The following is a 23971-nucleotide window of genomic DNA, read 5'->3' as shown; positions in this document are numbered from 1 at the left end:
CGATCGTGCGGGACGAGGCGCCGCGTGTCGCCGGCGCGCGGCGCTCGATCCACTCGAATCCGCTCAACCCCTGACCCTACCTTCGCGCGTCAGGCCGTGCTCGCGCACGCCGGCTCGAACTCGAGCGCCCACGCGTCGTCGAGCGGAATCTCGTCGCAGTTCGGCTGCGGGCCGCCACGGTCGACGATCACGAAGTCGCTGACCGCGTCGAGCGCGAGCAGCGGATGGTGCCAGACGCCCTTCGCGTAGTTCACGCCCTGCCAGCCTTCGGCGAGGAACGCGCGCATCGCGTCGGGCCGAAACTCGCCGGCCGGCGCGACGACGATCGCATAGCGCGACACGGCCGCCAGCGGGATGAACGCCTGGCTGCCGTGCGGATGGCGCTCCATCAGCGTGATCGCCACCGGCAGCGCGCGCGGCTGCGCACGAAACACGCTGACGAGCGGCCGGCCGCCGTCCGCGCAGACGTCGATCGTCGCGAGATCGTGGAAGCGCTCGGTCGTGCCGCCGTTGATCGGGAAGTGCCGCGCCCCTTCGAGCGCGATCACGTCGCCGAACGGCGCGAAGGCCTCGCGGGTCAGGCGCTCGACGCGCAGGATGTGTGGTCCGCTCATGCCGATGCCCTCCTTCAAGCCGGCTCGCCCCACAGACGCAGGCGCGACACGCCGCCATCCGGGAAGATGTTGAAGCGCACGTGCGTGACGGGGCCGAGCGCCGCGAGCTGGTCGAACGTATGCACGTGGTCCATCTGCAGCTTCTGCTCGCCGAGCAGTTCGGCCCAGAACATCGCCTGCGTGACGAGCGAATCGTCGGTGCCGCCGGCGACGTGCGCGGCCTGCAGCGAACAGCGGTCGGGGAAGTTGCCCTTGAAGAACGCCGTATCGACCTCGACGCGCCGGATGATGCCCGGCCGCGCCAGCGCGACGATCGCCCAGTCGTTGCCGGGCTCGCGGCGGCGCCGCGTTTCCCAGCCGTCACCCATGTTCGCGCCGCGCCCCGGCATCAGCATCTGCGAGGCCGGACCGAAGTGCTGGTTGTTCGCGGCCACCAGATAGCCGCCGTTCTCGATCGCCGCGAGATCGACGAGTTCGCCCGCCGGCACGTGGCGCCAGTCGCGCTGCGGCTGGCCGTACACGCGCAGCCGCGCGAGCCCGCCGTCCGGATACAGGTTCACGCGCAGGTGCGTGACCGGCTGCGCATCGTCGACGCTCACGTAGTGATGCGAATTGCCCTGCAGCGTCGTCGCGGGGACGATCGTGCGCCATTCGGTGTCGTCCGGCGGCGTGTCGCCGTCCACCGCACAGGCCTCGATCGACGCGGCCGGCGGAAAGTTGCCGGTGAAGTGGCTCGTATCGAGATCGACGCCGTAGATCACGCCCGGCCGCGCGAGCCGGACCACGCAGAAGTCGTGGCCGGTGGTGCGCTTGCGGCGCGTTTCCCAGCCGTCCATCCACTTGCCGTGGTCGTCGTACTTGCCGGGAATGAAGACGGCCGGCTCGGGATTCAGCATGCGCTCCTTCGGCGCGAAGAATTCGTCGCTTGCGAAGAGCGCCTGCGCGCCCAGGCGCGGGTCGGCGAGGTTCATGTAGCGCCGCGTGAAGGCCGGCGCATTCGGATCGAGGATGGGGGCTGCCATGTCGTCTCCATTATTTTGGCAAGGACCGGCGCATCGTCGCGCCGGCCACGGGACATTCGTTCGCGCGAAGCAGCCCGAGAGGCCGCTTCGCGCGCGGGTGCGCTCAGAGCGCGTGGGCCTGGTCGCCGGCGACCGGCGCGGCGCTGCCGGCTTCGTCGGCCACGTAGCGCAGTTCGCGGTTCAGCACGCGCTTCGCACGGGCCCGGTCGATGTCGTTCTCCCACACGGCGACGACCACCGTCGCGACGCAGTTGCCGATCAGGTTGGTCAGCGCGCGGGCAATGCCGACGAACCAGTCGACCGGCAGGATCAGCACGAGGCCGAGCACCGGAATCGCGGGAATCGCCGACAGCGTCGCCGCGAGGATCACGATCGCCGAACCGGGAATCCCGTGCGCGCCCTTCGACGTGACGAGCGACACGAGCAGCACGACGATCAGGTCGTGCGTGGACAGCGGCGTGTTGGTGGCCTGCGCGATGAACAGCACGGCGAGCGTCAGGTAGATCGAGAAGCCGTCGAGGTTGAACGAATAGCCGGTCGGGATCACGAGGCCGACCGTCGAATCCTTGATGCCCATGTATTCGAGCTTGCTCATCACCTGCGGCAGCACCGCGTCCGACGACGCCGTGCCGAGCACGATCGACAGTTCCTCGCGCAGGTAGCGGATCAGCTTGAACACCGAGAAGCCCGCGAGACGCATCACCGCGCCGAGCACGACCGTGACGAACACGAAGCAGCTCAGGTAGAACACCGCGACGAGGTAGCCGAGCTGCTTGAGCGACGCGACGCCGTACTTGCCGGTCGTGAACGCGATCGCGCCGAGCACGCCGAGCGGCGCGAGCTTGATGATGAAGCCGATGATGCGGAAGAACACGTGCGACAGTTCCTCGATCAGCGAATTGACGCGCTGCGCCTTGTCGCCGAGCAGCGACAGCGCCGAGCCGAACAGCACCGCGAACACGAGGATCTGCAGGATGTCGCCCTTCGCGAACGCGTCGATCGCGGTCTCGGGGATGATCTTCATCAGGTAGCCGGCCGTGTCCTTCAGGCTTTCGGCGTTCTTCGCGTACGTCGAGAGCGAGGCCGCGTCGAGCGAGCGCAGGTCGATGTTCATGCCGACGCCCGGGCGCGTGACCCATGCGAGGACGAGCCCGATGCCGAGCGCGAGCGTCGTCATGATCTCGAAGTAGACGACCGCCTTCAGGCCGACCCGGCCGACCTTCTTCAGGTCGCCCGCATTGGCCATCCCGCTGACCACGACGCAGAACACGATCGGGCCGATGACCATCTTGATGAGCTTCAGGAAGCCGTCGCCGAGCGGCCTGAGCGACTCGGCGAAATGCGGGAAGAACGCGCCGAGCGCGACCCCCAGGATCAATGCGACGACTACCCGGCCAAACAGCGAATTGAGGAATTTCGACACGGCGCTCTCCCGATCCAACGGTTGCAGTTTCGTCTGTTCATACTGGTAAGACCAGTGATGTTATGGTGGATAGTAGGAAGCCGATATAGTCGAGTCAAGGACGGACAAAATAGGGATTTCCCGCCCCTGTGCCCCGCACCGTGCGGGGGCGGATCGTGGCTTTCCCGTAGGCCGGTCGTGCACCGCGCGCGTGCGGATTACAATGCCGGTCAGACCGGCCATCGTTCACATCATGAAAAACGTTCCGCACACCGTGACCGACGCCGCCATCGCGACGATCCGCGACCGGATCGAGGCAGGCGTGTATCCGGTCGGCAGCCTGCTGCCGGCCCAGCGCCAGCTCTCCGAGGAGCTGGAGATCAGCCGCGCGTCGCTGCGCGAGGCGCTGTCGACGCTCGAGGCGCTCGGGATGCTGCGCATCCGCGCCGGCAAGGGCGTGTACGTCGAAAGCGCGCAGGCGTCGGCCGCGCATCCGTGGCAATTCGCCGAGCAGTCGTCGCCGCCCGATACGTACCAGATGCGCTATGCGCTCGAAGGGTTCGCCGCGCGGATGGCGGCGCACGTCGTCAGCGACGACGACATCGCGTGGTTCGAGGACAACCTCGCCGACCTGCACGTCGCGCTGACCGACAGCGCGCTCGACGAAGCGTCGCAGCTCGACTTCGACTTCCACATGCGGATCATCCATCTCGCGGGCAACGCGGCGATCGAGTCGGTGCTGCGCAGCAGCGCCGACATCATGAAGGAAAGCCAGCGCATGCCGTTCTACCGGCGCGAGCTGCTGCTGTCGACGTGGCACGAGCACCGCGCGATCGTCGACGCGCTGATCGCCCGCGATGCGGCCGCGGCCGGCACCGCGATCGAGACGCACATCGCGAACGCCGCGCAGCGCGCGGGCATCTTCTTCCCGACGCCGGGCACCTGACGCAGCCGCCGGCCTACGGTCGCGGCCGGCGCGACAGCGGTTCGCCGGTCGTACCGGTCATCCCCCCGAAGGATCGCGATACGCGAGCGCGCGCTCGATGAACGCGCGCGCCGCGACGCTGCGGTATGCGCCCTTGCGCGTGAGCAGCGCGGCCGTGCGCGACGGCAGCGGCGGATCGAGTTCCAGCGCGCACAAGTCGCCGCTCTCGCGCGCGATCGCGTCGGGCAGCACCGTCGCGAGCCGCCCGCGGCGCACGAGTTCGAGCACCGCGCTGATCGTATTCGTCTCGATCGCGATCCTCGGCTGCACACCCTGCTCGATGAAATACCGGTCGATGCTCGCGCGCGTCGCGAACGCGCGGCTCAGCAGCACCAGCGGCTCGCCGGCGAGTTCGGCCGGGCTCAGCGCGCGGCGGTGGCGGGCTAGGCGGTGCGCGCGGCCCGTCACCAGGGCGAGCGGTTCGTCCCACAGCGGCAGCGCGTCGATGTCGGGCGCGCGCGGCGGCATGAACGCGAAGCCCGCATCGAGACGGTCGTCGGCAAGCTGCGCCTCGATGCGCTCCTGCGACATCGCGTCGATCGTCAGCGCGACGTTCGGGAAATCCGCATGGAACGCATCGATCAGCGAGCCGCTCAGGTAGGCCGCGAAGGTCGGCATCATCGCGAGCCGCAGCGAGCCGCTGCCGAGATCGGCAACGTCGTGCAGCGCTCGCTGCCCGGTGTCGAGCTCGTGCAGCGCCGCGCGCGCGTGGCGCGCATAGACCTCGCCGAATTCGGTGAGGCGCACCGTGCGGCCCGAGCGGTCGAACAACTGCACGCCGAGCGTGTCCTCGAGCTGGCGGACCTGCTGCGACAGCGTCGGCTGCGACACGTGCAGCGCATCGGCCGCGCGCGTGAAGCTGCGCTGCTCGGCGACGGCCAGGAAATAGCGGATGTGGCGGAGTAGCATGGCGACCCGGGTATTGGTATAACCAATTGATACCATAAGGATCCAGTCTTGGACGCTATGGTTCGGTTCCCGCATCATACGCACATCCGCTCCCGCGCACGCCGACTGGCCGCCGCACCGGAGCGGCCCGCCGGGCCCGCCCTCCCCGCCCGCCGCACGACGTTGCGCCGCCGCCCCGACCGGGTGCCGGCCACGCGCCCCCGGCGCGCATCGTCGATCCGCTGACGCCGGCCCCGATTTCCGCAACCCCGCGTTGCCGACGGCCCGTGCCGCCGGCCGGCACCGCTGTTTCTTTCGCAACCATGGAACCGCATCAAGACAACCATCCTCCCCTGACCCGCGCGATGACGCTGCTGTTCGCCTGCGCGTGCGGCATCGTCATCGGCAACATCTACTACGCGCAGCCGCTGCTCGCCGCGATCGCGCACAGCTTCGGCCGCCCGCCCGCCGAACTCGGCTATCTCGTCACGCTGACGCAGCTCGGCTATGCGGCGAGCCTGCTGCTGATCGTCCCGCTCGGCGACGCGGTCAACCGCCACACGCTGATCGTGCGGCTGCTCGTGCTCAACGTGATCGCGCTGGCCGCCGTCGCGTTCAGCACGAACTTCACGATGTTCGTCGTCGCGAACATCGCGCTCGGCTTCGTCACCTGCTCGACCCAGCTGCTCGTGCCGTTCGCTGCGTCGCTCGCAGACGCGCGCACGCGCGGCCGCGCGGTCGGCACCGTGATGAGCGGGCTGCTGCTCGGCATCCTGCTCGCGCGCGTCGCGGCCGGCGCGATCGCCGACGGGTTCGGCTGGCGCGCGGTGTACGGCATCGCCGCGGCGATGATCCTCGCGCTGACCGGCGTGCTCGCGGTGAAGCTGCCGAAGGATCGCCGCCACGCGCGGCTCGACTACGCGGCGCTGATGCGCTCGCTCGTCGCGCTGGTGCGCGCGCAGCCGCTGATCGCGCTGCGCTCGGCCTACGGTGCGCTCGTGTTCGCGTGCTTCAGCCTGCTGTGGACCGGCCTCACGTTCCTGTTGAGCCAGCCGCCGTACAGCTATTCCGAAGGGCAGATCGGCCTGTTCGGGATCGTCGGCGCGGTGGGCGCGCTCGCGGCGACGTCGGCCGGCCGGCTCGTCGATCGCGGCCACGGCAACGCGGCGACCGGCCTGTTCGCGGCGGCCGTGCTCGCGTCGTTCGCGCTGATCGCGGCCGGCGCGCATTCGCTCGTCGCGCTGATCGCGGGGATCCTGCTGCTCGACGTCGGCGTACAGGGCATGCACATCTCGAACCAGAGCGTGATCTATGCACTCGCGGGCCACGCGCGCAGCCGCGTGACGACCATCTACCTGACGAGCTACTTCGTCGGCGGCGCATGCGGATCGTTCGCGGCGAGCGTCGCGTACGGCATCGACGGCTGGCGCGGCGTGTGCATCGCGGGCGCCGCGCTCGCGGGCGTGCTGATCGCCCTGTGGCTCGCGTCGCAGCGCATCGGCGCGCGGCAAGTCGCGCAATGATCCGGTTTCGCTCCAGCCAATGAAAAAGGCACGCTCCGCCAATCGCGAGCGTGCCTTCTTTGCCTTTTTTGCCTTGCGCGCCGTCGCGCGCCATCAGCAGACGATCATGCCGCCGCGTCCGCGAAATCGATCAGCACCTTCATCGCGCGCTGCCGGTCGCCGGCCAGCTCGAACGCGCGGTTCGCGTCGCGCATCGGGAACACGCCCGTCACGGCCGGGCGCAGGTCGACGCGCTCGGCATTGATCAGCTGCACCGCGAGCGCGAATTCCGCATGGAAGCGGAACGAGCCGCAGATCGACAGCTCCTTCGCGACCACGACGTTCTGCGGCAGGCTGACGTCGCCGCCGAGCCCGAGCTGCACGACGACGCCGCGCGGCCGCATCACGTCGAGACCGTCGCGCAGCGCACGCGCATTGCCCGAACACTCGATCATCACGTCGAACGTACCCTTGTCGGCACCGTAGCGCGCAACCCAGCCGGTGTCGGCCGCCGCGTTGATCGTATGGTCGGCGCCGAGCGCGCGGGCGACCTCGAGCGGCGCATCGACCACGTCGGTCGCGACGATCTCGGCCGCGCCATGCACCCGCGCCGCCGCGACCGCCAGCACGCCGATCGGCCCGCACCCCGACACGAGCACGCGCCGGCCGATCAGCGGGCCCGCGCGCGACACCGCATGCAGCCCGACCGCGAACGGCTCGGCGAGCGCCGCGAGCGACAGCGGCACATGGTCCGCCACCTTCACGCACTGCGCGGCATCGCACACGAGCGCGTTGCGAAACGCGCCCTGCACGTGCGGCATGCGCATCGCGCTGCCGTAGAAGCGCATGTCGAGACACTGGTTCGGCAGCCCTTCGAGGCAGTAGCGGCACGCGCCGCACGGGCGGCTCGGATTCACCGCGACGCGATCGCCGACCTTCACCGACGTCACGTCCGGCGCAACCGCCGCCACCGTGCCGGCGACTTCATGGCCGAGTACCATCGGCTGCTGCAGCCGGATCGCGCCGAAGCCGCCGTGCCGGAAGTAATGGAGATCGGAGCCGCAGATGCCGCCCATCGCGACCTCGACGCGCACCTGGCCCGGGCCGATCTCGCCCGCGTCCTGCTCCTCGAGCCGCAGGTCGTTCGGCCCGTGGATCACGAGACACATGCAACGCATACGCATGACAGCCTCCTCAGGCGACCGGCGTGAGCAACGGCGCGCCGGCGAAGTGCGCGGCGAGGTTGTCGCGCACGAGCCAGCCCATCGCCTGGCGCGTCTCGACGGTGCCGCTCGCATGATGCGGCTGCAGCAGCACGTTCGGCAACGCGAGGAAACGCGGGTCGATGCGCGGCTCGTTCCAGAACACGTCGAGCGCCGCGCCGGCGATCGCGCCGCGTTCGAGCGCGTCGAGCAGCGCGGGCTCGTCGACGGTCGTGCCGCGCGACACGTTCACCAGATAGCCGCGCGGGCCGAGCGCGTCGAGCACGCCCGCGTCGACGAGGTGGCGGGTCGACGCGCCGCCCGCCAGCGTGACGATCAGCACGTCGCACCAGCCGGCCAGTTCCGCCAGCCGGCCGAAGAAGCGATGCTGGCTGTCGTCGCGCGGCGCGACGTCGAAGTAGCCGAGTTCGACGTCGAAGCCCGACAGCCGGCGCGCGAGCGTCGAACCGATCCGGCCGAAGCCGACGATGCCGACGCGCTTGCCGTACAGGCGCGTGACGAGCGGCATGTCGCCGTCGGACCATGCGCCGGAGCGGACGTACGCGTCGCCGGCGCCGATCCGGCGCAGCAGCGCGAGCGTGAGGCCGACGCCGAGATCGGCGACGTCGCCGGTCAGCACGTCGGGCGTGTTGGTCACGCGGATCCCGCGCTCGCGGGCGGCCGCGAGATCGATCGCATCGGTGCCGACGCCGTAGCACGCGATGATCTCGAGCTTCGGCAGCGCGGCGATCAGCGCCGCGTCGGCGCCGAGGTCGCCGCGCGTCGCGATCGCGCGCACGCCGGCGCCGTGTTCGGCGAGGCATGCCGCGCGATCGGCGACCTCCCACAACCGATGGACGTCGTAGCCGGTCGACAACCATGCGTCGTCCCACGGCTGGTAAGGGCCCGTCATCAGCAGCTCGGGCCGCCGGTTCGATTCGTGCGCCATCTGCGCTTGCTCCTGTCGAAAAGCGTTGAAAGTCGAATGCGTGCCGGGCCGCGTCGGCCGCCCGGCCCGTTCATGCATGCCGTGCGAGCGATTCGGCGTCCGGGGCCGATTGCGCCTGCGCGGCGTCGAGCGGATCGTCGAGATCGCGGTTCAACGTCTCCGGCATCCGCGCGGTGGTGAACAGCGTGATCAGCGTCAGCAGCACCAGGTACGCGGCGATCGGTACCCACGCATGCACGCCCGCCGCATGGTCGCCGCCGTGCCGCGCGATCACGGTCGCGATGAGCGTCGCGCCGACGAGCGGGGCAATCCCGCCCGCGAGCACGGCCGACACTTCGCGCGAGAACGACACACCCATGTAGCGATGCCGCGCGCCGAACAGTTCGGGCAGCAGCGCGGCCTGCGCGCCGAGCATCCCCCAGTTCGCGAAGCCCTGCGCGATCGAGATCGCGATCACGCTCGCCACCACGTTCCCCTGGCTGAAGATCCACCACACCGGAAACGCGAGCGCGAGCTGCAGCCACGCGAACGTACGGTACACGCGCACGCGGCCGTAGCGATCGCTCAACCGCCCGGCCAGCGGCACCGTGCACGCGCCGACGGTCGCCGCGCACACCAGCGCGAGCGCGCCGATCGGCCCCTTCATCCCGATCACGCCGGCGAGATAGCTGACCGCGAGCGCCTGGTAGATCGACGAGCCGCCGTTCTCGGCCATCCGCAGGCCGATGCCGATCAGCAGCGTGCGCTTCGAATGCCGGACCGCGCTCTTCAGCGGATTCGCCGACACCTGCGCGCGCTTCTCGAGCCGCACGAAGGTCGGCGACTCGTGCAGCCGCACGCGCATGTAGAGTCCGACCGCGACGATCACCGCGCTGAACAGGAACGGCACGCGCCAGCCCCAGCCGTCCGTCACGCGCTCGAGGTTCGCGAGCAGCAGGAAATAGACGGCGGCCGCGAGCAGCGTGCCGAGCTGGATCCCGAGAAACGGCAGCGACGCATAGAAGCCGCGTTTGCCGGGCGGCGCGTATTCGGTCATCAGCACGGCCGCGCCGGCCTGCTCCGCGCCGGCACCCAGGCCCTGCAGGATGCGCAGCAGCACCAGCAGCGCGGGCGCCCAGTAGCCGGCGCTCGCATAGGTCGGCAGCACGCCGATCAGCGTGCTCGCGACGCCCATCAGCAGCACCGTCGCGGTCAGCACGAACTTGCGGCCGACGCGATCGCCGAGCACGCCGAACACCACGCCGCCGAGCGGGCGCACCGCGAAGCCGACGAAGTACGTGCCGAAGCTCGCGATCAACCGCATCTCGGCGGTTTGCGCGGGAAAGAACAGCGGTCCGAAGACCAGCGCCGATGCGAGCGTGTACAGCGCGAAATCGTAGTATTCGAGCGCGCTGCCGAGCGAGCAGGTCCATGCCGCGCGGTTCAGCTGCTGCGTGTCGACGCCGCGACGCTCGGCGGCATCGGCCGGCGCGTCCGTGCCGGGCATTGCATCGCGCCGCGCGGGCGGCGGGGAAGTGCGATCCATCGTTGTCTCCTGTCTCCTGCGTTCCGTTCCGGAACCCGGCGCGAGACGCACCGGGATATCGGCCCGCTCGTGCGGCGGGCTCTTCTGGGCATTCGGATGCCGGCGCGAGCCGGCATTGGCCGGCGCTCACCGGCGCAACGACGCTGCGCTCACGGCGCAAGCGTCGCCGCTCAGACGGCGCTGGTCAGCCCGCCGTCGACGAACAGCGTCTGGCCGTTCACGAAATCGGATGCGGCCGACGCGAGGAAGATCGCCGCGCCGCACAGCTCGTCGACCTGCCCCCAGCGGCCGGCCGGCGTGCGCTTGCACAGCCAGTCGGAGAACGCCGCGTCGTCGACCAGCGCACGATTCAGTTCGGTCTCGAAATAGCCGGGCGCGAGGCCGTTCGCCTGGATGCCGTGGCGCGCCCAGTCGGCGCACATCCCTTTCGTCAGCATCCGCACCGCGCCCTTCGTCGCCGCATACGGCGCGATCGTCGGCCGGGCGAGCTCGCTCTGCACCGAGCAGATGTTGATGATCTTGCCGCGGCCGCGCGCGATCATGTGGCGCGCCACCGCCTGCGCGACGTTGAACACGCCGTCGAGGTTCACGCGCATCAGTGCATGCCAGTCGTCCGGGTCGAATGCGTCGAGCGGCGCGCGGCGCTGGATGCCCGCGTTGTTCACGAGGATGTCGATCGCGCCGACGCGCGCCTCGAAATCGTCGATCGCCGCGCGCACCTGCGCGTGCTCGGCGACGTCGAACACTGCGTAGTCGGCCGCGAAGCCTTCCTCGCGGAAATGGCGCGCGAGCGTCGCGGCCTTCTCCTCATTGCGATCGTTGATCACGATCGCCGCACCGGCTTCCGCCAGCCCGCGGGCGAGCGTCAGGCCGATCCCGCGTCCGGAACCCGTGATCAGTGCGCGGCGGCCATCCAGGCGGAACCGGTCAAGCGCGTTGTTCATGCATGTCTCCTCGTGCCATCGAGCCGACCGCCGGTCGCGGCCGGTCTCGCGTCGAGGGTATCTTCGGCGCTCGGCCGGGCGTCGCGCCAATGGTCTTTTTTGATCCGGTTATCATGAAAGCCGATCACCGTTCTCTTCACCGTTCGCTACCGCCCGCCCACCATGGAACTCAAGCAATTGCGCGCCTTCGTCACGCTCGCGGAAGAACTGCATTTCGGGCGCGCCGCGCAGCGCCTGTTCATCGTGCAGTCCGCGCTGAGCATGCAGATCAAGGCGCTCGAGGAGGATCTGGGCGCGCGCCTGTTCGAGCGCGACCGTCACAAGGTCGAGCTCAGCGATACGGGGCGCGTGTTCCTGCCCGAAGCGCGGGCGACGCTGCAGCAGGCCGCGCGCGCGGAGCAGATGGCGCGGCTGTCGAGCCGCGGCGAGATCGGCACGCTGCGCATCGCGTTCGTGTCGTCGGTGCTGCCGGCGCTGCTGCCGGCCGTGCTGCGCACGATGCGCGAGCGTTATCCGCTGATCGCGCTCGAACTGAAGGATTTGCCGACGCCCGACCAGATCGCCGCGCTGCGCGACCGGCGCATCGATTTCGGGATGATCCGGCTGCCGGCCGCGTATGCGGGCATCGACACGCGCGTGGTGCTCGAGGAAGGCTTCGTGGTCGCGCTGCCGCTCGACCACCCGCTCGCCGCGCACGACACGATTTCACCGTCCGCGTTGCGCGGCCAGCCCGCGTTCGTGCTCGCGCGCCGCTACGCGCCCGGCTTTCACGACGACATGCTGCTGGCACTGAGCCGCGCGGGCACGACACTCGAGATCGCGCAGGAATTCGGGGAATTCACGACGATGCTCGCGCTCGTCGCGGCCGGCATGGGGATCGGGCTGATCCCGGCGGAAGCCGCGAGCGCGCTGCCGCCGAACGTGCTCGCGCGGCCGCTCGACCTGGCCGGCCACCGGACCGGCATCGGCCTCGCGTGGACCGACCTCGACAGCCCGCTGAAGCGCGCGTTCGTCGACGCGCTCGAGCAGGTGACGGCGAACGCCGCGCAATAAAAAACCCGGCCGGGAAAAATTCCGGGCCGGGCTCGTTCGCCACGCAGGCCGCCGTGCGGCGGCCGCGCGACGTGCGGGATTACTTCGCGTTCGCGAATGCGACTGCCGTATCCAGCATGCGGTTCGAGAAACCCCACTCGTTGTCGTACCAGCTCGACACCTTGACGAGGCGGCCCGACACCTTGGTCAGCGTTGCGTCGAACGTCGACGAAGCCGGGTTGTGGTTGAAGTCGATCGACACCAGCGGTGCGTCGTTGTAGCCGAGGATGCCCTTCAGCGCGCCTTCCGATGCTTCCTTCATGATCGCGTTGACTTCCTCGACCGTCGTGTCGCGCTTCGCGATGAACGACAGGTCGACGATCGACACGTTGATCGTCGGGACGCGGATCGCGTAGCCGTCGAGCTTGCCGTTCAGTTCCGGCAGCACGAGGCCGACGGCCGACGCAGCGCCCGTCTTGGTCGGGATCTGGCTGTGGGTGGCCGAACGCGCGCGACGCAGGTCTTCGTGGTAGACGTCCGTCAGCACCTGGTCGTTCGTGTACGCGTGGATCGTCGTCATCAGGCCGGTTTCGAGGCCGATCTTGTCGTTCAGCGGCTTGACGAGCGGCGCGAGGCAGTTCGTCGTGCACGATGCGTTCGAGATGACGGTGTGCTCGGCCTTCAGCACGTCGTGGTTCACGCCGTAGACGATCGTCGCGTCGACGTCCTTGCCGCCCGGCGCCGAGATGATGACCTTCTTCGCGCCGCCCTTCAGGTGCGCGCTCGCCTTTTCCTTCGTCGTGAAGAAGCCCGTGCATTCCATCACGACGTCGACGCCCAGCTCGCCCCACGGCAGTTCTGCCGGGTTGCGGTTCGCGAGCACGCGGATCTTGTCGCCGTTCACGACGAGGAAGTCGCCGTCGACCGACACTTCGCCCGGGAACTTGCCGTGCGCGGTGTCGTACTGGGTCAGGTGCGCGTTGGTCTTCGCATCGCCCAGGTCGTTGATCGCGACGATCTCGAGATCGTGCTTCTTGCCGTTTTCATAGAACGCGCGCAGCGTGTTGCGGCCGATACGGCCGTAGCCGTTGATTGCGACGCGAATCGTCATGGTCTATCTCCTGATGGCTGAAAAAATTCGTTTCGTGCAGCTTCACGGTGCGACGCGCGCGAGGGGTGGCGCGCGTCGCGAATGCTTTTAGGCCAGCACGGCCTTGGCGGTCTCGACGACGTGCTCGACGGTGAAGCCGAAGTACTTGAACAGCACGCCGGCCGGCGCCGATTCGCCGAACGTGTCGATCCCGACGACGCCGCCTTCGAGGCCGACGTACTTGTGCCAGAACGCGGTCACGCCCGCTTCGATCGCGACGCGGCGCACGCCGTGCGGCAGCACGCGTTCGCGGTATTCGGCGTCCTGGCGGTCGAACACGTTGGTCGACGGCATCGACACGACGCGGGCCGCGATGCCCTGCTGCGCGAGCGGCTCGACGGCCTTCATCGCGAGTTCGACTTCCGAGCCCGTCGCGATCAGGATGATCTTGCGCGCGACGATCTCTTCGTCCCAGTCCTTCAGCACGTAGCCGCCCTTCTCGATGTTGGCGATCTGCGCGTCGGTGCGCGGGTTGAACGCGAGGTTCTGGCGGCTGAAGATCAGGCTCGACGGACGGTCGGCGGCAACCGCGTGGGTCCAGGCGACGGCCGTCTCGACCGTGTCGGCCGGACGCCAGACGTCGTGGTTCGGGATCAGGCGCAGGCTCGACACGTGCTCGATCGACTGGTGCGTCGGGCCGTCTTCGCCAAGGCCGATCGAGTCGTGCGTGAACACGAAGATCGACGGGACCTTCATCAGCGACGCGACGCGCAGCGCGTTGCGGCTGTAGTCGGAGAACGTCAGGAACGTGCCGCCGAACGGCTTGTGGCCGCCGTGCAGCGCGAGGCCGTTGATCGCGGCGCTCATGCCGAATTCGCGCACGCCGTAGTTGATGTGGTTGCCGAGCAGCACGCCCGCGCCTTCCGGATTCGCGCGGACCGCCTTCGATGCCTTCCAGTTGGTCAGGTTCGAGCCGGTCAGGTCGGCCGAGCCGCCGAGCAGTTCCGGCAGTGCGGCGGCGAGCCCTTCGATCGCCTGCTGCGACGCCTTGCGGGTCGCGACCGTCTCGGCGCGCTCGTTCGCACCGGCGATGATCGCCGCAGCCTTCTCGGCCCAGTCGGCCGGCAGCTTGTTGGCCATCCGGCGCTCGAATTCGGCAGCTTCTGCCGGGAACTTCGCGCGATAGGCGGCGAACGTCGCGTCCCATTCGGTCTCGGCGCGCTTGCCGGCTTCCTTCGCGTCCCACGCTGCGTAGACTTCCTGCGGAATCACGAACGGCTCCCAGGTCCAGCCGAGCGCCGCGCGCGTCTTCGCGATTTCTTCCGCGCCGAGCGCCGCGCCGTGCACGTCGTGGCCGCCCGCCTTGGTCGCCGCGCCCTTGCCGATCACCGTCTTGCAGCAGATCAGCGTCGGCTTGTCCGACAGCTTCGCCTTCGCGATCGCCGCGTCGACCGCGTCGACGTCATGGCCGTTCACGTTCGGGATCACGTTCCAGCCGTACGCTTCGAAGCGCTTCGGCGTGTCGTCGTGGAACCAGTTCACGACGTCGCCGTCGATCGAGATGCCGTTGTCGTCGTACAGCGCGATCAGCTTGTTCAGCTTCAGCGTGCCCGCGAGCGAGCAGGCTTCGTGCGAGATGCCTTCCATCAGGCAGCCGTCGCCGAGGAACACGTACGTGTGGTGATCGACGATCTTCGCGCCGTCACGGTTGAACTCGTCGGCCATCAGCGCTTCGCCGAGCGCCATGCCGACCGCGTTCGCGAGACCCTGGCCGAGCGGGCCGGTGGTCGTCTCGACGCCCGGCGTGATGCCGTATTCGGGGTGGCCCGGCGTCTTCGAGTGCAGCTGGCGGAAGTTCTTCAGTTCTTCCATCGGCAGGTCGTAGCCGGTCAGGTGCAGCAGCGAGTACAGCAGCATCGAGCCATGGCCGTTCGACAGCACGAAGCGGTCGCGGTCCGCCCAGTGCGGGTTCGTCGGGTTGTGCTTCAGGTGGCGCGACCAGAGCGCGACGCCGATTTCGGCCATGCCCATCGGCATGCCGGGGTGGCCGGAGTTCGCTTGCTGGACGGCGTCCATCGCGAGCGCACGGATCGCATTGGCCATCAGGGTGGTGGAGGCGGGAGACGAAGTCGTCATGTCGAGTCCGGAGAACGAGTCGAGGAAACGGGGGCACGGCGGCATCCGGAAGCTCGAGCGTCAATCGTTCCCGGCGCGCAGTGCGGCGCCTGACGGACGCGAAGCGGACGGAGCCTACGGACGGGGCTGCAAAGCTCGTCATTTTAACAGATGGGCTGACATTTCCCTTGTCGGCGCGTAGTGTTCCGGCACGGTTTTCCGCCAAACCGCCCGCCTCCTATAATTCAGACGTCGGAACTGTCTGCCCGAGCGGCCCGCCCGTGAACACGACCCTTCTCTTCCATCCCACGCCCGACGTCGCGTACGGCTTCCCGAACGCACGCCGGCTCGCGCACGTCGCGTCGCCGCACCAGCACATCGAGGTCTGGGAAACCCCGCAGCTCGGCCGCCTGTTCACGCTGGACGGCCGGCCGATGACGTCGGTCGGCGACGAATACGTGTACCACGAGTGCATGACGCACCCGGCCGCGCTCGCGCACCCGTGCCCGAGGAAGGCGCTCGTGCTCGGCGGGGGCGACGGCGGCGCCGCGCGCCAGCTGCTCAAGCACGCGTGCATCGAGCGGATCGTCGTCGCGGAGCTCGACGACGAGGTGATCGGCATGGCGCGCCGCTATCTCGACGACGTGCACCAGGGCGCGCTCGACGACCCGCGCGTCGCGGTCGTGATCGGCGACGCCGCGCATTTCGTCGCGTCGACCGTCGAGCATTTCGATCTCGTCGTGTTCGACCTCACGCCGCCCGACTCGCCGGCGGCCGGCCTCTATACGCGCGAGTTCTACGCGCGGCTCAAGCGGATCCTCACGCCGTGCGGCGCGATCTCGATGCATCTCGGCTCGCCGGTGTTCCACACGGCGCGCATCGCCGCGCTGCTCGACGATCTGCGCGCGAGCTTCGCGGTCGTCGATCCGCTGTCCGCGCACGTGCCGCTGTACGGATCCCAGTGGCTGATGGCGATCGCGAGCGACACGCTCGACGCGGCCGCGCTGTTCGCGCACGACATCGACGAACGGCTCGCCGCACGCCGCGTGCAGGGCTTGCGCTACTACGACGCGCGACTCCATGCGGCCCTCTTTGCCCTGCCGCGCGCGCTGCGCGATACACTGGGCGTTCGTCGCTGAGCTGCCCGGCGGAGCATCGCTTCGCGGGCGGGCCACGCTTTCTGCCGCGCCCGACCCGCCACGCGCGGGCCCGGCGCGACGCAGGCGGGCCCGCCTGCGTATCCTCTGCACGGCGCGGTGCCGCCCCGGGCGCCCGCGCGCCAATATCCGTTGGACTGCAAAGCATGGGACCGGAGTCACCGCTCAAGCGCCAACCCCGTTCGACAGGAGATTTCATGACCGATCCACGTCCGGCCAACGTGCCTTGGTTGACGCCTTACCTGGCCGTGCGCAATGCGCACGCGACCATCGAGTTCTTCAAGGCCGCTTTCGGCTTCGAATTGCGCGACGTCCTCGACGAGGACGGCGCGATCATGCACGTCGAGATGACCTACCGCGGGCAGCTGATCGTGATGTTCGCGCCCGAAGGCGCCTTCGGCTCGATCGCGCTCACGCCGAAGAGTGCGCACGCAACCGCTCCGCAGTCTTTCTACCTGTATGTCGACGACGTCGACGCAACCTGGCAGCGCGCGCTCGACGCGGGCGCGCAATCGCTGACCTCGCCGCAGGATCAGTTCTGGGGCGACCGCTTCGCCCAGATCGAGGATCTCGACGGCTACCGCTGGGCGCTCGCGCGCCGCCTGGCTGCATGAACGGAGCCGCGATACGCATGAGTGAAGCCACCACCACCGCGGCCGTGCCGCGTTTCTTCGTCGAAGCGGCGCTGCGCGCCGATACGACGCTCGCGTTGCCGGCCGACGTCGCGCGGCACGCGCAAGTGCTGCGGCTGCAGCCCGGCGACGCGCTCGCACTGTTCGACGGCAGCGGCGGCCAGTACCGCGCGCGGCTCGTCGAGATCGACAAGCGCGGCGCGCTCGCGCAGCTCGAAGCGTTCGATCCGGCCGAGGCCGAGCCGCCCTATCGCGTGACGCTGGCGCAAGGCATCGCCGGCGGCGACAAGATGGACTGGGTGATCGAGAAGGCCGTCGAGCTTGGCGTCGCGGCGGTCGTGCCGCTGTCGACGGCGCGCGGCGTCGTGAAACTGTCCGGCGAGCGCGCGGACAAGCGCGTCGCGCACTGGCGCGGCGTCGTGCGCGCATCGTGCGAACAATGCGGGCGCAACCGCGTGCCCGACGTCGCGCCGGTACGCGGCTTCGGCGCGTGGCTCGATGCGCTGCCGGCCGCGCCGGCCGACGGCGAGCTGCGGTTGCTGCTGTCGCCGCGCGCGAGCATCCCGTTTGCGTCGCTGCCCGACGCGCCGCCCGCGGCGGCCGTCACGCTGCTGATCGGGCCCGAAGGCGGGCTGTCGCCGGACGAGGAACACGCGGCCCGCGCGCACGGGTTCACCGCGTTGTCGCTCGGCCCGCGCGTGCTGCGCACCGAGACGGCCGGCGCGGCCGTGCTGGCGGCGCTGGCCGCGCGCTGGGGCGGATGGTGATGCGTCGGGGCGCGGCCGGCGTGGCATGCACCCGAAATGACCGACGCCGGCCCGATGCCTGACGCACGTTCGGACCGACGCCGCGCGTGACTTCCTGGCGCCCATCGGCCGGAACGCAGACGCAAAAAAGCCCGCGCGATGCGGGCTTTTTGCCGAATCGGCCGCGCTCGGGCGGCCAGCGGATCCGTGCTTTACGCGAACGAATAGAACACGCGGAACGCGACCTTGCGCTCGGCCCAGAACTCGGCGGCTTCGCGGAACACGTCGAGCAGCGTCTCGCGCCCTTCCTTGTCGAATTTCTGCGCGATCGGCAACCCTTCGAGAACGATCACGAAACCGGGCTGCGCGCCGGCCTTCGCGACGAGGTCGGTCAGGCAGTCGTACAGCGCGTCGTAGTTCTTGCCGAAATGCTTCGGAAACAGGAACGACGTCGCGATCGTCTCCATCACTTCCTGCTTCGACTGCGCGGCACCGCAATACGCGTACAGGAAATGCTGGCCGAGCCGGCCGGCTTCGTCGGCGAGATCCTGCACGCGGAACGCGCGGATCGACTGCACGAGATTGGGTCGCACGGTCGTGAAAAGGCTCATAGGCTCCTCGTTCGATGAAAGCCCGGGCTCGGCTTCCTGTTGCTCCGCCGCGACGCCAGCCTGTGCCGCCGCGTGAAGTTGGATCACGCGCTGAAACAGGTTGCCGTCGCCGGCCGCGAACAGTTCCGCCGCCGCCGTATCGTGCGCGTAGATGGAGTCGCTCATGCCGTTCATCCCGAAGTCATTCAACAATACGTTTAAAACTGTTGTAGTGGTCGTCCGTGTAATAACAGTTGTCGATCCGGCGCAATGGCGCGCCACAGACGATCCGGCGCGCGCCGCGATTGCGCGCGCGCGGCGTCGGCACCGTGTACTCGTGGTAGTAGCCGCGCTTCGCCTTCGGCAGGATCCGCTCGCGGTTGCCGAAGACGACGCCGTCCTTCTCGTACGGATAGGGGCCACCGGCGCCGATCAGGCCAAGCGTGGTCACGGCCTCGCGCGGCAGACGGGCGGTCGGGATCGTATCGACCCCGCCGACGGCCAGGTCGGCCGAAACGGCCTGCCGTGCGTAAGCGGCGGAAACCAGACTGCCCGTCGGTGTACCGACGATACCCATCGCGAACATCGCGAAGACGGACGCGAGCGCGCCGTTGCGGAGCCACTTGCGTGCCATGAACCAGGGTTCCCGCTGTTAAATCAAGTAGTTGACGACCAACCAAAGGCGTTAGCGTAGCGCTATTGTCCGCGCGAATCAATGTTCGTTTGGGAACCGAAAGGCTGGCTCCGCCCCGAATCGCGCATTTTTTACCGAAATAAGACTACATTTATCTTACGTGAGATAAAATATCCGCGGCATCTCTCGCATGGCAAGACCTGCCTCCTTGCCACGCCCGCTAACCTGGGTGGAGAGATGCCGCTGTTGCTTATGGGAAGCGCGTTTGCGCCCTGCCCGCGGCGTGCCCATTGCGGGCACGCCTCTTTTTGCTTTTGTTTACAATTTCGCCCGCCGCGCGGCAGCGGTTCGACCGACGCCGCGCGTTCATTCCGCTCAGCGTGCGGCGTTCACGTCGGCGACCAGCAGCGCCGCCATGTTGACGATGCGGCGAACGGTCGCCGATTCGGTCAGCACGTGCACCGGCTGGGCCGCGCCCAGCAGGATCGGCCCGATCGCGATGTTGTTGCCGGCCGCCGTCTTCAGCAGGTTGTACGCGATGTTCGCGGCATCGATGTTCGGCAGGATCAGCAGGTTCGCGTCGCCTTCCAGCGTCGATTCCGGCAGGATTTCCTTGCGCAGCGCCGCGTCGAGCGCGACGTCGCCGTGCATTTCGCCGTCGACCTTCAATTCCGGCGCACGTTCTTGCAGGATCGCGAGCGTATCGCGCATCTTCTGCGCCGAAGGCGCGTTGCTCGTGCCGAAGTTGGAGTGCGACAGCAGCGCGACCTTCGGTTCGATGCCGAAGCGGCGCACTTCCTCGGCAGCCATGATCGTGATCTCGGCGAGTTGCTCCGGGGTCGGATCCACGTTCACGTGCGTATCGACCAGGAAGATCTGGCGGCCCGGCAGCACGAGGCCGTTCATCGCCGCGTACACGCTGCAGCCCGGGCGCTTGCCGATCACCTGGTCGATGAAGTGCAGGTGGCGGTGCGTGGTGCTGATCGTGCCGCAGATCATCCCGTCCGCTTCGCCCTTCTTCACCAGCATCGAGCCGATCAGCGTCGTGCGGCGGCGCATCTCGACACGGGCCAGCTGCTCGCTGATGCCCTTGCGCGCCATCATCTTGTGGTACGTCTGCCAGAAATCGCGGTAGCGCTCGTCGTGCTCGGTGTTGACGACCGTGAAGTCGGTGCCCGGCGTGAGGCGCAGGCCGTAACGCTGGATACGGTGCTCGATCACCGACGGACGGCCGATCAGGATCGGCTTCGCGAGTTTCTCGTCGACGATGATCTGGACGGCGCGCAGCACGCGCTCTTCCTCGCCTTCCGCGAACACGACGCGCTTCTTCTCCGCCGGCGCGCTGCGCGCGAGCTGGAAGATCGGCTTCATCGTCGTGCCGCTGTGATACACGAATTGCTGCAGGTGCTGCTTGTAGGCTTCCATGTCCTCGATCGGGCGCGTCGCGACGCCGCCGTCCATCGCGGCCTGCGCGACGGCCGGCGCGATCTTGACGATCAGGCGCGGATCGAACGGCTTCGGAATCAGGTATTCGGGCCCGAACGACAGATCCTGGATCCCGTAGGCAGTCGCGACGATGTCGCTCTGCTCGTGCTGCGCGAGTTCGGCGATCGCGTTGACGACCGCGATTTCCATTTCACGCGTGATCGTCGTCGCGCCGACGTCGAGCGCGCCGCGGAAGATGAACGGGAAGCACAGGACGTTGTTGACCTGGTTCGGGTAGTCGGTGCGGCCGGTCGCGAGAATCGCGTCGGGGCGCACTTCGAGCGCCAGTTCCGGCAGGATTTCCGGCGTCGGGTTCGCGAGCGCGAGGATCAGCGGGCGCTCGGCCATGCCCTTCACCATCTCCTGCTTCAGCACGCCGGCGGCCGACAGGCCGAGGAAGATGTCCGCGCCGTCGATCACCTCGGCCAGCGTGCGGGCTTCGGTTTCACGGGCGAAACGCTCCTTGTCCGGATCCATCAGCTCGGTGCGGCCCTTGTAGACCACGCCGGCCAGGTCGGTCACCGTGATGTTCTCGAGCGGCAGGCCGATGTCGACCAGCAGGTCCAGGCACGCCAGCGCGGCCGCGCCCGCGCCCGACGCGACGAGCTTCACCTTCTTGATGTCCTTGCCGACGACCTTCAGGCCGTTCGTGACGGCCGCGGCCACGACGATCGCGGTGCCGTGCTGGTCGTCGTGGAACACCGGGATCTTCATCCGCTTGCGCGCTTCGCGCTCGACGATGAAGCAGTCCGGCGCCTTGATGTCTTCCAGGTTGATGCCGCCGAAGGTCGGCTCCAGCGCGGCGATCACGTCGACCAGCTTGTGCGGGTCCGACTCGTTCAGCTCGATGTCGAACACGTCGATGCCGGCGAACTTCTTGAACAGTACCGCCTTGCCTTCCATCACCGGCTTCGACGCGAGCGGGCCGATGTTGCCGAGCCCCAGCACCGCCGTGCCGTTCGTGACGACGCCGACCAGGTTGCTGCGCGCGGTGAAGCGCGCGGCGTTCAGCGGGTTCTCGACGATCTCCTCGCACGCATACGCGACACCCGGCGAATACGCGAGCGCGAGGTCGCGCTGGTTGATCATCTGCTTGGTCGGTGCGATCGCGATCTTCCCCGGCGTCGGGAATTCGTGATAGTCGAGAGCGGCTTCGCGGAGCTTGGCTTTGGAGGAGGCTTGGGTCGACATGTGTCTCGTGGCGGGCGGATTAGAATGACTGTTCGACGGCATTGTAGCGCCAATCGAAGGCCGTCAGACCTGCGATTCGGGTGCGACAGCCGCGACATAAATGTACTGAACGGTGCAGGAACGGCACCGCTCGCTGCGTACAATGCCATTCCTTTCACCGCTTCCGGGTTCCTCCGCCGTGCCAGCCGCCCTGTCCGAGTTTTCGCTGATCGATCGCTTCTTCGCGCGCCGCGCGGCCCGGGGGGCGCGTGCGTCGACGCTCGGCATCGGTGACGATTGCGCGCTGATCGCGCCGCGATCCGGCAAATTGCTGGCCATTTCGACGGACATGCTGGTCGAGGGCCGCCATTTCTTCCCCGATGTCGCGCCCGACGCGCTCGGCCACAAGACGCTCGCGGTCAACCTGTCGGATCTCGCGGCGATGGGCGCCGAGCCGCGCGCGTTCACGCTCGCGTGCGCGCTGCCGCGCGCCGACGCGGCGTGGCTCGAGGCGTTCAGCAACGGCCTGTTCGCGCTCGCCGAGCGGTTCGGCTGCGAGCTGATCGGCGGCGACACGACGAGCGGGCCGCTGAACCTGTGCGTGACCGTGTTCGGCGAAGTCGCGCCGGATGCGGCGCTGCGGCGCGACGCCGCGCGCGACGGCGACGACGTCTGGGTGTCCGGCACGCTCGGCGACGCGCGCGCGGGGCTCGGGCTCGCGCGCGGCGAATGGACCGCCGGCGCGGACGAAGCCGCCGCGTTCCGGCACGCACTCGAGCGCCCGGAGCCGCGCATTGCGCTCGGGCTCGCGCTCGCGGGCGTCGCGCATGCGGCGCTCGACATCTCGGACGGCCTCGCCGGCGACCTGCGGCACATCCTGACCCGCTCGAACGTGCGCGCCGAGATCGACGCCGACGCGGTGCCGCGCTCGGCCGCGCTCGCGACGCTGCCGCCCGACGTGCAGCGACGCTGCACGCTGGCCGGCGGCGACGACTACGAGCTGTGCTTCACCGCGCCGGCCGCGGCCCGCGCGGCGATCGAGGCAGCGGGCGCGAGCGCCGGGGTTCCGGTCACGCGAGTCGGTACAATACATGCGTTGTCGTCGCCGTCGGAGCAGCCCGCGATCGCGTGGCGCGACGCCGCCGGCGCGCCCCTGACTCTCACGTTGCACGGTTTCGACCACTTCCATGCAGACTGACCCGACGACCGCGCAATCCGCGGCCGCGCCAGGCGCCGCCCGCAACGCGCCGCAGCGCGCCACCGCGCGCTTCATGCTGTCGCACCCGGCGCACATCGTGTCGCTCGGCTTCGGCAGCGGGCTCGCGCCGTTCATGCCCGGCACGTTCGGCACGCTGTTCGGCTGGCTCGCGTTCGTCGTGCTCAACCGCTACCTGACGGTGCCCGAATGGTGGGCGCTGATCGCGGTCGGTTTCGCGGCGGGCACGTGGGTCACCGGTTTCACCGCACGCAGGATGGGCACGAGCGATCCGGGCGCCGTCGTCTGGGACGAGATCGTCGCGATCTGGCTCGTGATGCTGTTCGTCACGCCCGCGACCTTCATCGGCCAGTTGTGGGCGTTCGTCGTGTTCCGCTGCTTCGACATGCTCAAGCCGCCGCCGATCCGCTATTTCGACCGTCGCGTGAAAGGCGGGCTCGGCATCATGGTCGACGACCTGATCGCCGCGTTCATGACGCTGCTCGTGATCGCCTTCTGGCGCTCCGTCGTCGGCTGACCGATTTCCCGACTCCCGTTTCCCGACGCGCATGCCAACCGATTCCGTCGTCCATCAGCTTGCGATCCGCGCAGGCAACAAGCTGCGTGACGAGCACCTGTCGCTCGCCACCGCCGAATCCTGCACGGGCGGCATGATCGCCGCCGCGATCACCGACATCTCCGGCAGCAGCCAGTGGTTCGAGCGCGGCTTCGTCACCTACTCGAACCAGGCCAAGATCGACATGATCGGCGTGCCGCCCGACCTGATCGAGAAACACGGCGCCGTCAGCGAGCCGGTCGCGCGCGCGATGGCCGAGGGCGCGCTGCGCAACAGCCGCGCGCAGGTCGCGCTGTCGGTCACCGGCATCGCCGGCCCGGCGGGCGGCAGCGAGAAGAAGCCGGTCGGCACCGTGTCGTTCGCGTGGAGCAACCGGCTGCATACCGACGTCGAAACGCTCGTGTTCAAGGGCGACCGCGAGCAGATCCGCACGCAGGCGGCCGCGCACGCGCTGCGCGGGCTGCTCAAGCTGCTCGACGAGCGCGAAGGCTGATTCCCCCGCGCGACGGCAGGGG

22 protein-coding genes are annotated in these 23971 nt (G+C 68.8%); 9 read left to right on the top strand and 13 right to left on the bottom strand.

The window, feature by feature from the left end:
* Positions 1-89 precede the first annotated feature (89 nt).
* From U4Z64_RS10560 to U4Z64_RS10550, 3 genes are all read right to left on the bottom strand, one after another.
* Entirely contained in the window at positions 90-614 is a 525-nt protein-coding gene (locus U4Z64_RS10560; protein ID WP_044844245.1) for an ureidoglycolate lyase, read from the bottom strand.
* A gap of 14 nt (positions 615-628) precedes the next feature.
* Complete coding sequence (gene alc / locus U4Z64_RS10555; protein ID WP_257768597.1) at positions 629-1636, bottom strand: allantoicase; 1008 nt, start codon at positions 1634-1636, stop codon at positions 629-631.
* A 103-nt stretch (positions 1637-1739) separates the two neighbouring features.
* On the bottom strand, positions 1740-3059 hold the full coding sequence (locus tag U4Z64_RS10550; protein WP_124488262.1) for a C4-dicarboxylate transporter DctA: 1320 nt from the start codon (positions 3057-3059) through the stop codon (positions 1740-1742).
* A 202-nt stretch (positions 3060-3261) separates the two neighbouring features.
* On the opposite strand from U4Z64_RS10550, the gene U4Z64_RS10545 reads away from it, so the two are divergent.
* Positions 3262-3984 (top strand): FadR/GntR family transcriptional regulator, encoded by a 723-nt coding sequence (locus tag U4Z64_RS10545; RefSeq protein ID WP_185640885.1) that lies wholly within the window; start codon positions 3262-3264, stop codon positions 3982-3984.
* Between the two features lie 57 nt (positions 3985-4041).
* On the opposite strand, the gene cynR is transcribed toward U4Z64_RS10545, so the two are convergent.
* A complete protein-coding gene (cynR, locus tag U4Z64_RS10540) occupies positions 4042-4932 on the bottom strand; it encodes a transcriptional regulator CynR (protein ID WP_321819918.1) in 891 nt (296 codons plus the stop codon).
* Between the two features lie 302 nt (positions 4933-5234).
* Between cynR and U4Z64_RS10535 the strand changes: the two genes are divergently transcribed.
* A complete protein-coding gene (locus U4Z64_RS10535; RefSeq protein WP_321819917.1) occupies positions 5235-6434 on the top strand; it encodes an MFS transporter in 1200 nt (399 codons plus the stop codon).
* Between the two features lie 104 nt (positions 6435-6538).
* On the opposite strand, the gene U4Z64_RS10530 is transcribed toward U4Z64_RS10535, so the two are convergent.
* The 4 genes from U4Z64_RS10530 to U4Z64_RS10515 form a co-directional block, all read right to left on the bottom strand.
* Positions 6539-7597: an L-idonate 5-dehydrogenase gene (locus U4Z64_RS10530; RefSeq protein ID WP_124488258.1), complete on the bottom strand. Its 1059-nt coding sequence runs from the start codon at positions 7595-7597 to the stop codon at positions 6539-6541.
* A gap of 10 nt (positions 7598-7607) precedes the next feature.
* Entirely contained in the window at positions 7608-8564 is a 957-nt protein-coding gene (locus tag U4Z64_RS10525; RefSeq protein WP_321819916.1) for a 2-hydroxyacid dehydrogenase, read from the bottom strand.
* A gap of 70 nt (positions 8565-8634) precedes the next feature.
* A complete protein-coding gene (locus U4Z64_RS10520; protein WP_321796784.1) occupies positions 8635-10089 on the bottom strand; it encodes an MFS transporter in 1455 nt (484 codons plus the stop codon).
* A 170-nt stretch (positions 10090-10259) separates the two neighbouring features.
* Positions 10260-11033 (bottom strand): SDR family NAD(P)-dependent oxidoreductase, encoded by a 774-nt coding sequence (locus tag U4Z64_RS10515; RefSeq protein ID WP_124488257.1) that lies wholly within the window; start codon positions 11031-11033, stop codon positions 10260-10262.
* A 162-nt stretch (positions 11034-11195) separates the two neighbouring features.
* Here U4Z64_RS10515 and U4Z64_RS10510 point away from each other — a divergent pair, with 162 nt between their 5' ends.
* Positions 11196-12086 carry a LysR family transcriptional regulator gene (locus U4Z64_RS10510; protein WP_321796780.1) on the top strand — a complete coding sequence of 297 codons (891 nt, stop codon included), beginning with the start codon at positions 11196-11198 and terminating at the stop codon, positions 12084-12086.
* 79 nt (positions 12087-12165) lie between these two features.
* On the opposite strand, the gene gap is transcribed toward U4Z64_RS10510, so the two are convergent.
* Both gap and tkt read right to left on the bottom strand, forming a co-directional pair.
* Entirely contained in the window at positions 12166-13176 is a 1011-nt protein-coding gene (gene gap, locus U4Z64_RS10505) for a type I glyceraldehyde-3-phosphate dehydrogenase (RefSeq protein WP_044844172.1), read from the bottom strand.
* A gap of 87 nt (positions 13177-13263) precedes the next feature.
* Complete coding sequence (gene tkt / locus U4Z64_RS10500) at positions 13264-15336, bottom strand: transketolase (protein WP_044844173.1); 2073 nt, start codon at positions 15334-15336, stop codon at positions 13264-13266.
* Between the two features lie 215 nt (positions 15337-15551).
* Here tkt and speE point away from each other — a divergent pair, with 215 nt between their 5' ends.
* The 3 genes from speE to U4Z64_RS10485 all read left to right on the top strand — a co-directional run bounded on the left by speE (position 15552) and on the right by U4Z64_RS10485 (position 17826).
* A complete protein-coding gene (gene speE, locus U4Z64_RS10495) occupies positions 15552-16409 on the top strand; it encodes a polyamine aminopropyltransferase (protein WP_257768620.1) in 858 nt (285 codons plus the stop codon).
* 215 nt (positions 16410-16624) lie between these two features.
* Positions 16625-17041 (top strand): VOC family protein, encoded by a 417-nt coding sequence (locus tag U4Z64_RS10490; RefSeq protein ID WP_044844175.1) that lies wholly within the window; start codon positions 16625-16627, stop codon positions 17039-17041.
* A 17-nt stretch (positions 17042-17058) separates the two neighbouring features.
* Positions 17059-17826 carry a 16S rRNA (uracil(1498)-N(3))-methyltransferase gene (locus U4Z64_RS10485; RefSeq protein ID WP_321819915.1) on the top strand — a complete coding sequence of 256 codons (768 nt, stop codon included), beginning with the start codon at positions 17059-17061 and terminating at the stop codon, positions 17824-17826.
* 191 nt (positions 17827-18017) lie between these two features.
* On the opposite strand, the gene U4Z64_RS10480 is transcribed toward U4Z64_RS10485, so the two are convergent.
* The 3 genes from U4Z64_RS10480 to U4Z64_RS10470 form a co-directional block, all read right to left on the bottom strand.
* Positions 18018-18581 (bottom strand): barstar family protein, encoded by a 564-nt coding sequence (locus tag U4Z64_RS10480; protein ID WP_044844247.1) that lies wholly within the window; start codon positions 18579-18581, stop codon positions 18018-18020.
* A 16-nt stretch (positions 18582-18597) separates the two neighbouring features.
* Positions 18598-19029: a ribonuclease gene (locus U4Z64_RS10475; RefSeq protein WP_321819914.1), complete on the bottom strand. Its 432-nt coding sequence runs from the start codon at positions 19027-19029 to the stop codon at positions 18598-18600.
* A gap of 375 nt (positions 19030-19404) precedes the next feature.
* Complete coding sequence (locus tag U4Z64_RS10470; RefSeq protein WP_311769724.1) at positions 19405-21747, bottom strand: NADP-dependent malic enzyme; 2343 nt, start codon at positions 21745-21747, stop codon at positions 19405-19407.
* 100 nt (positions 21748-21847) lie between these two features.
* Between U4Z64_RS10470 and thiL the strand changes: the two genes are divergently transcribed.
* Genes thiL through U4Z64_RS10455 form a run of 3 tightly spaced genes read left to right on the top strand, consistent with a single transcriptional unit; the run spans position 21848 to position 23949 of the window.
* Positions 21848-22882, top strand: a complete 1035-nt coding sequence (gene thiL / locus U4Z64_RS10465; protein WP_321819913.1) for a thiamine-phosphate kinase — start codon at positions 21848-21850, stop codon at positions 22880-22882.
* On the top strand, positions 22872-23417 hold the full coding sequence (locus U4Z64_RS10460; protein ID WP_321819912.1) for a phosphatidylglycerophosphatase A: 546 nt from the start codon (positions 22872-22874) through the stop codon (positions 23415-23417). The genes thiL and U4Z64_RS10460 overlap by 11 nt, the downstream gene beginning before the upstream one ends.
* Positions 23418-23448: 31 nt before the next feature.
* Positions 23449-23949 carry a CinA family protein gene (locus tag U4Z64_RS10455; RefSeq protein WP_321805142.1) on the top strand — a complete coding sequence of 167 codons (501 nt, stop codon included), beginning with the start codon at positions 23449-23451 and terminating at the stop codon, positions 23947-23949.
* Positions 23950-23971 lie beyond the last annotated feature (22 nt).

It is taken from the genome of Burkholderia sp. BCC1996 (assembly GCF_905339955.1).
Lineage (GTDB): Bacteria > Pseudomonadota > Gammaproteobacteria > Burkholderiales > Burkholderiaceae > Burkholderia.
The sequence above is the reverse complement of the archived record's forward strand: the minus strand, read 5'-3'. Positions and strand labels throughout refer to the sequence as shown.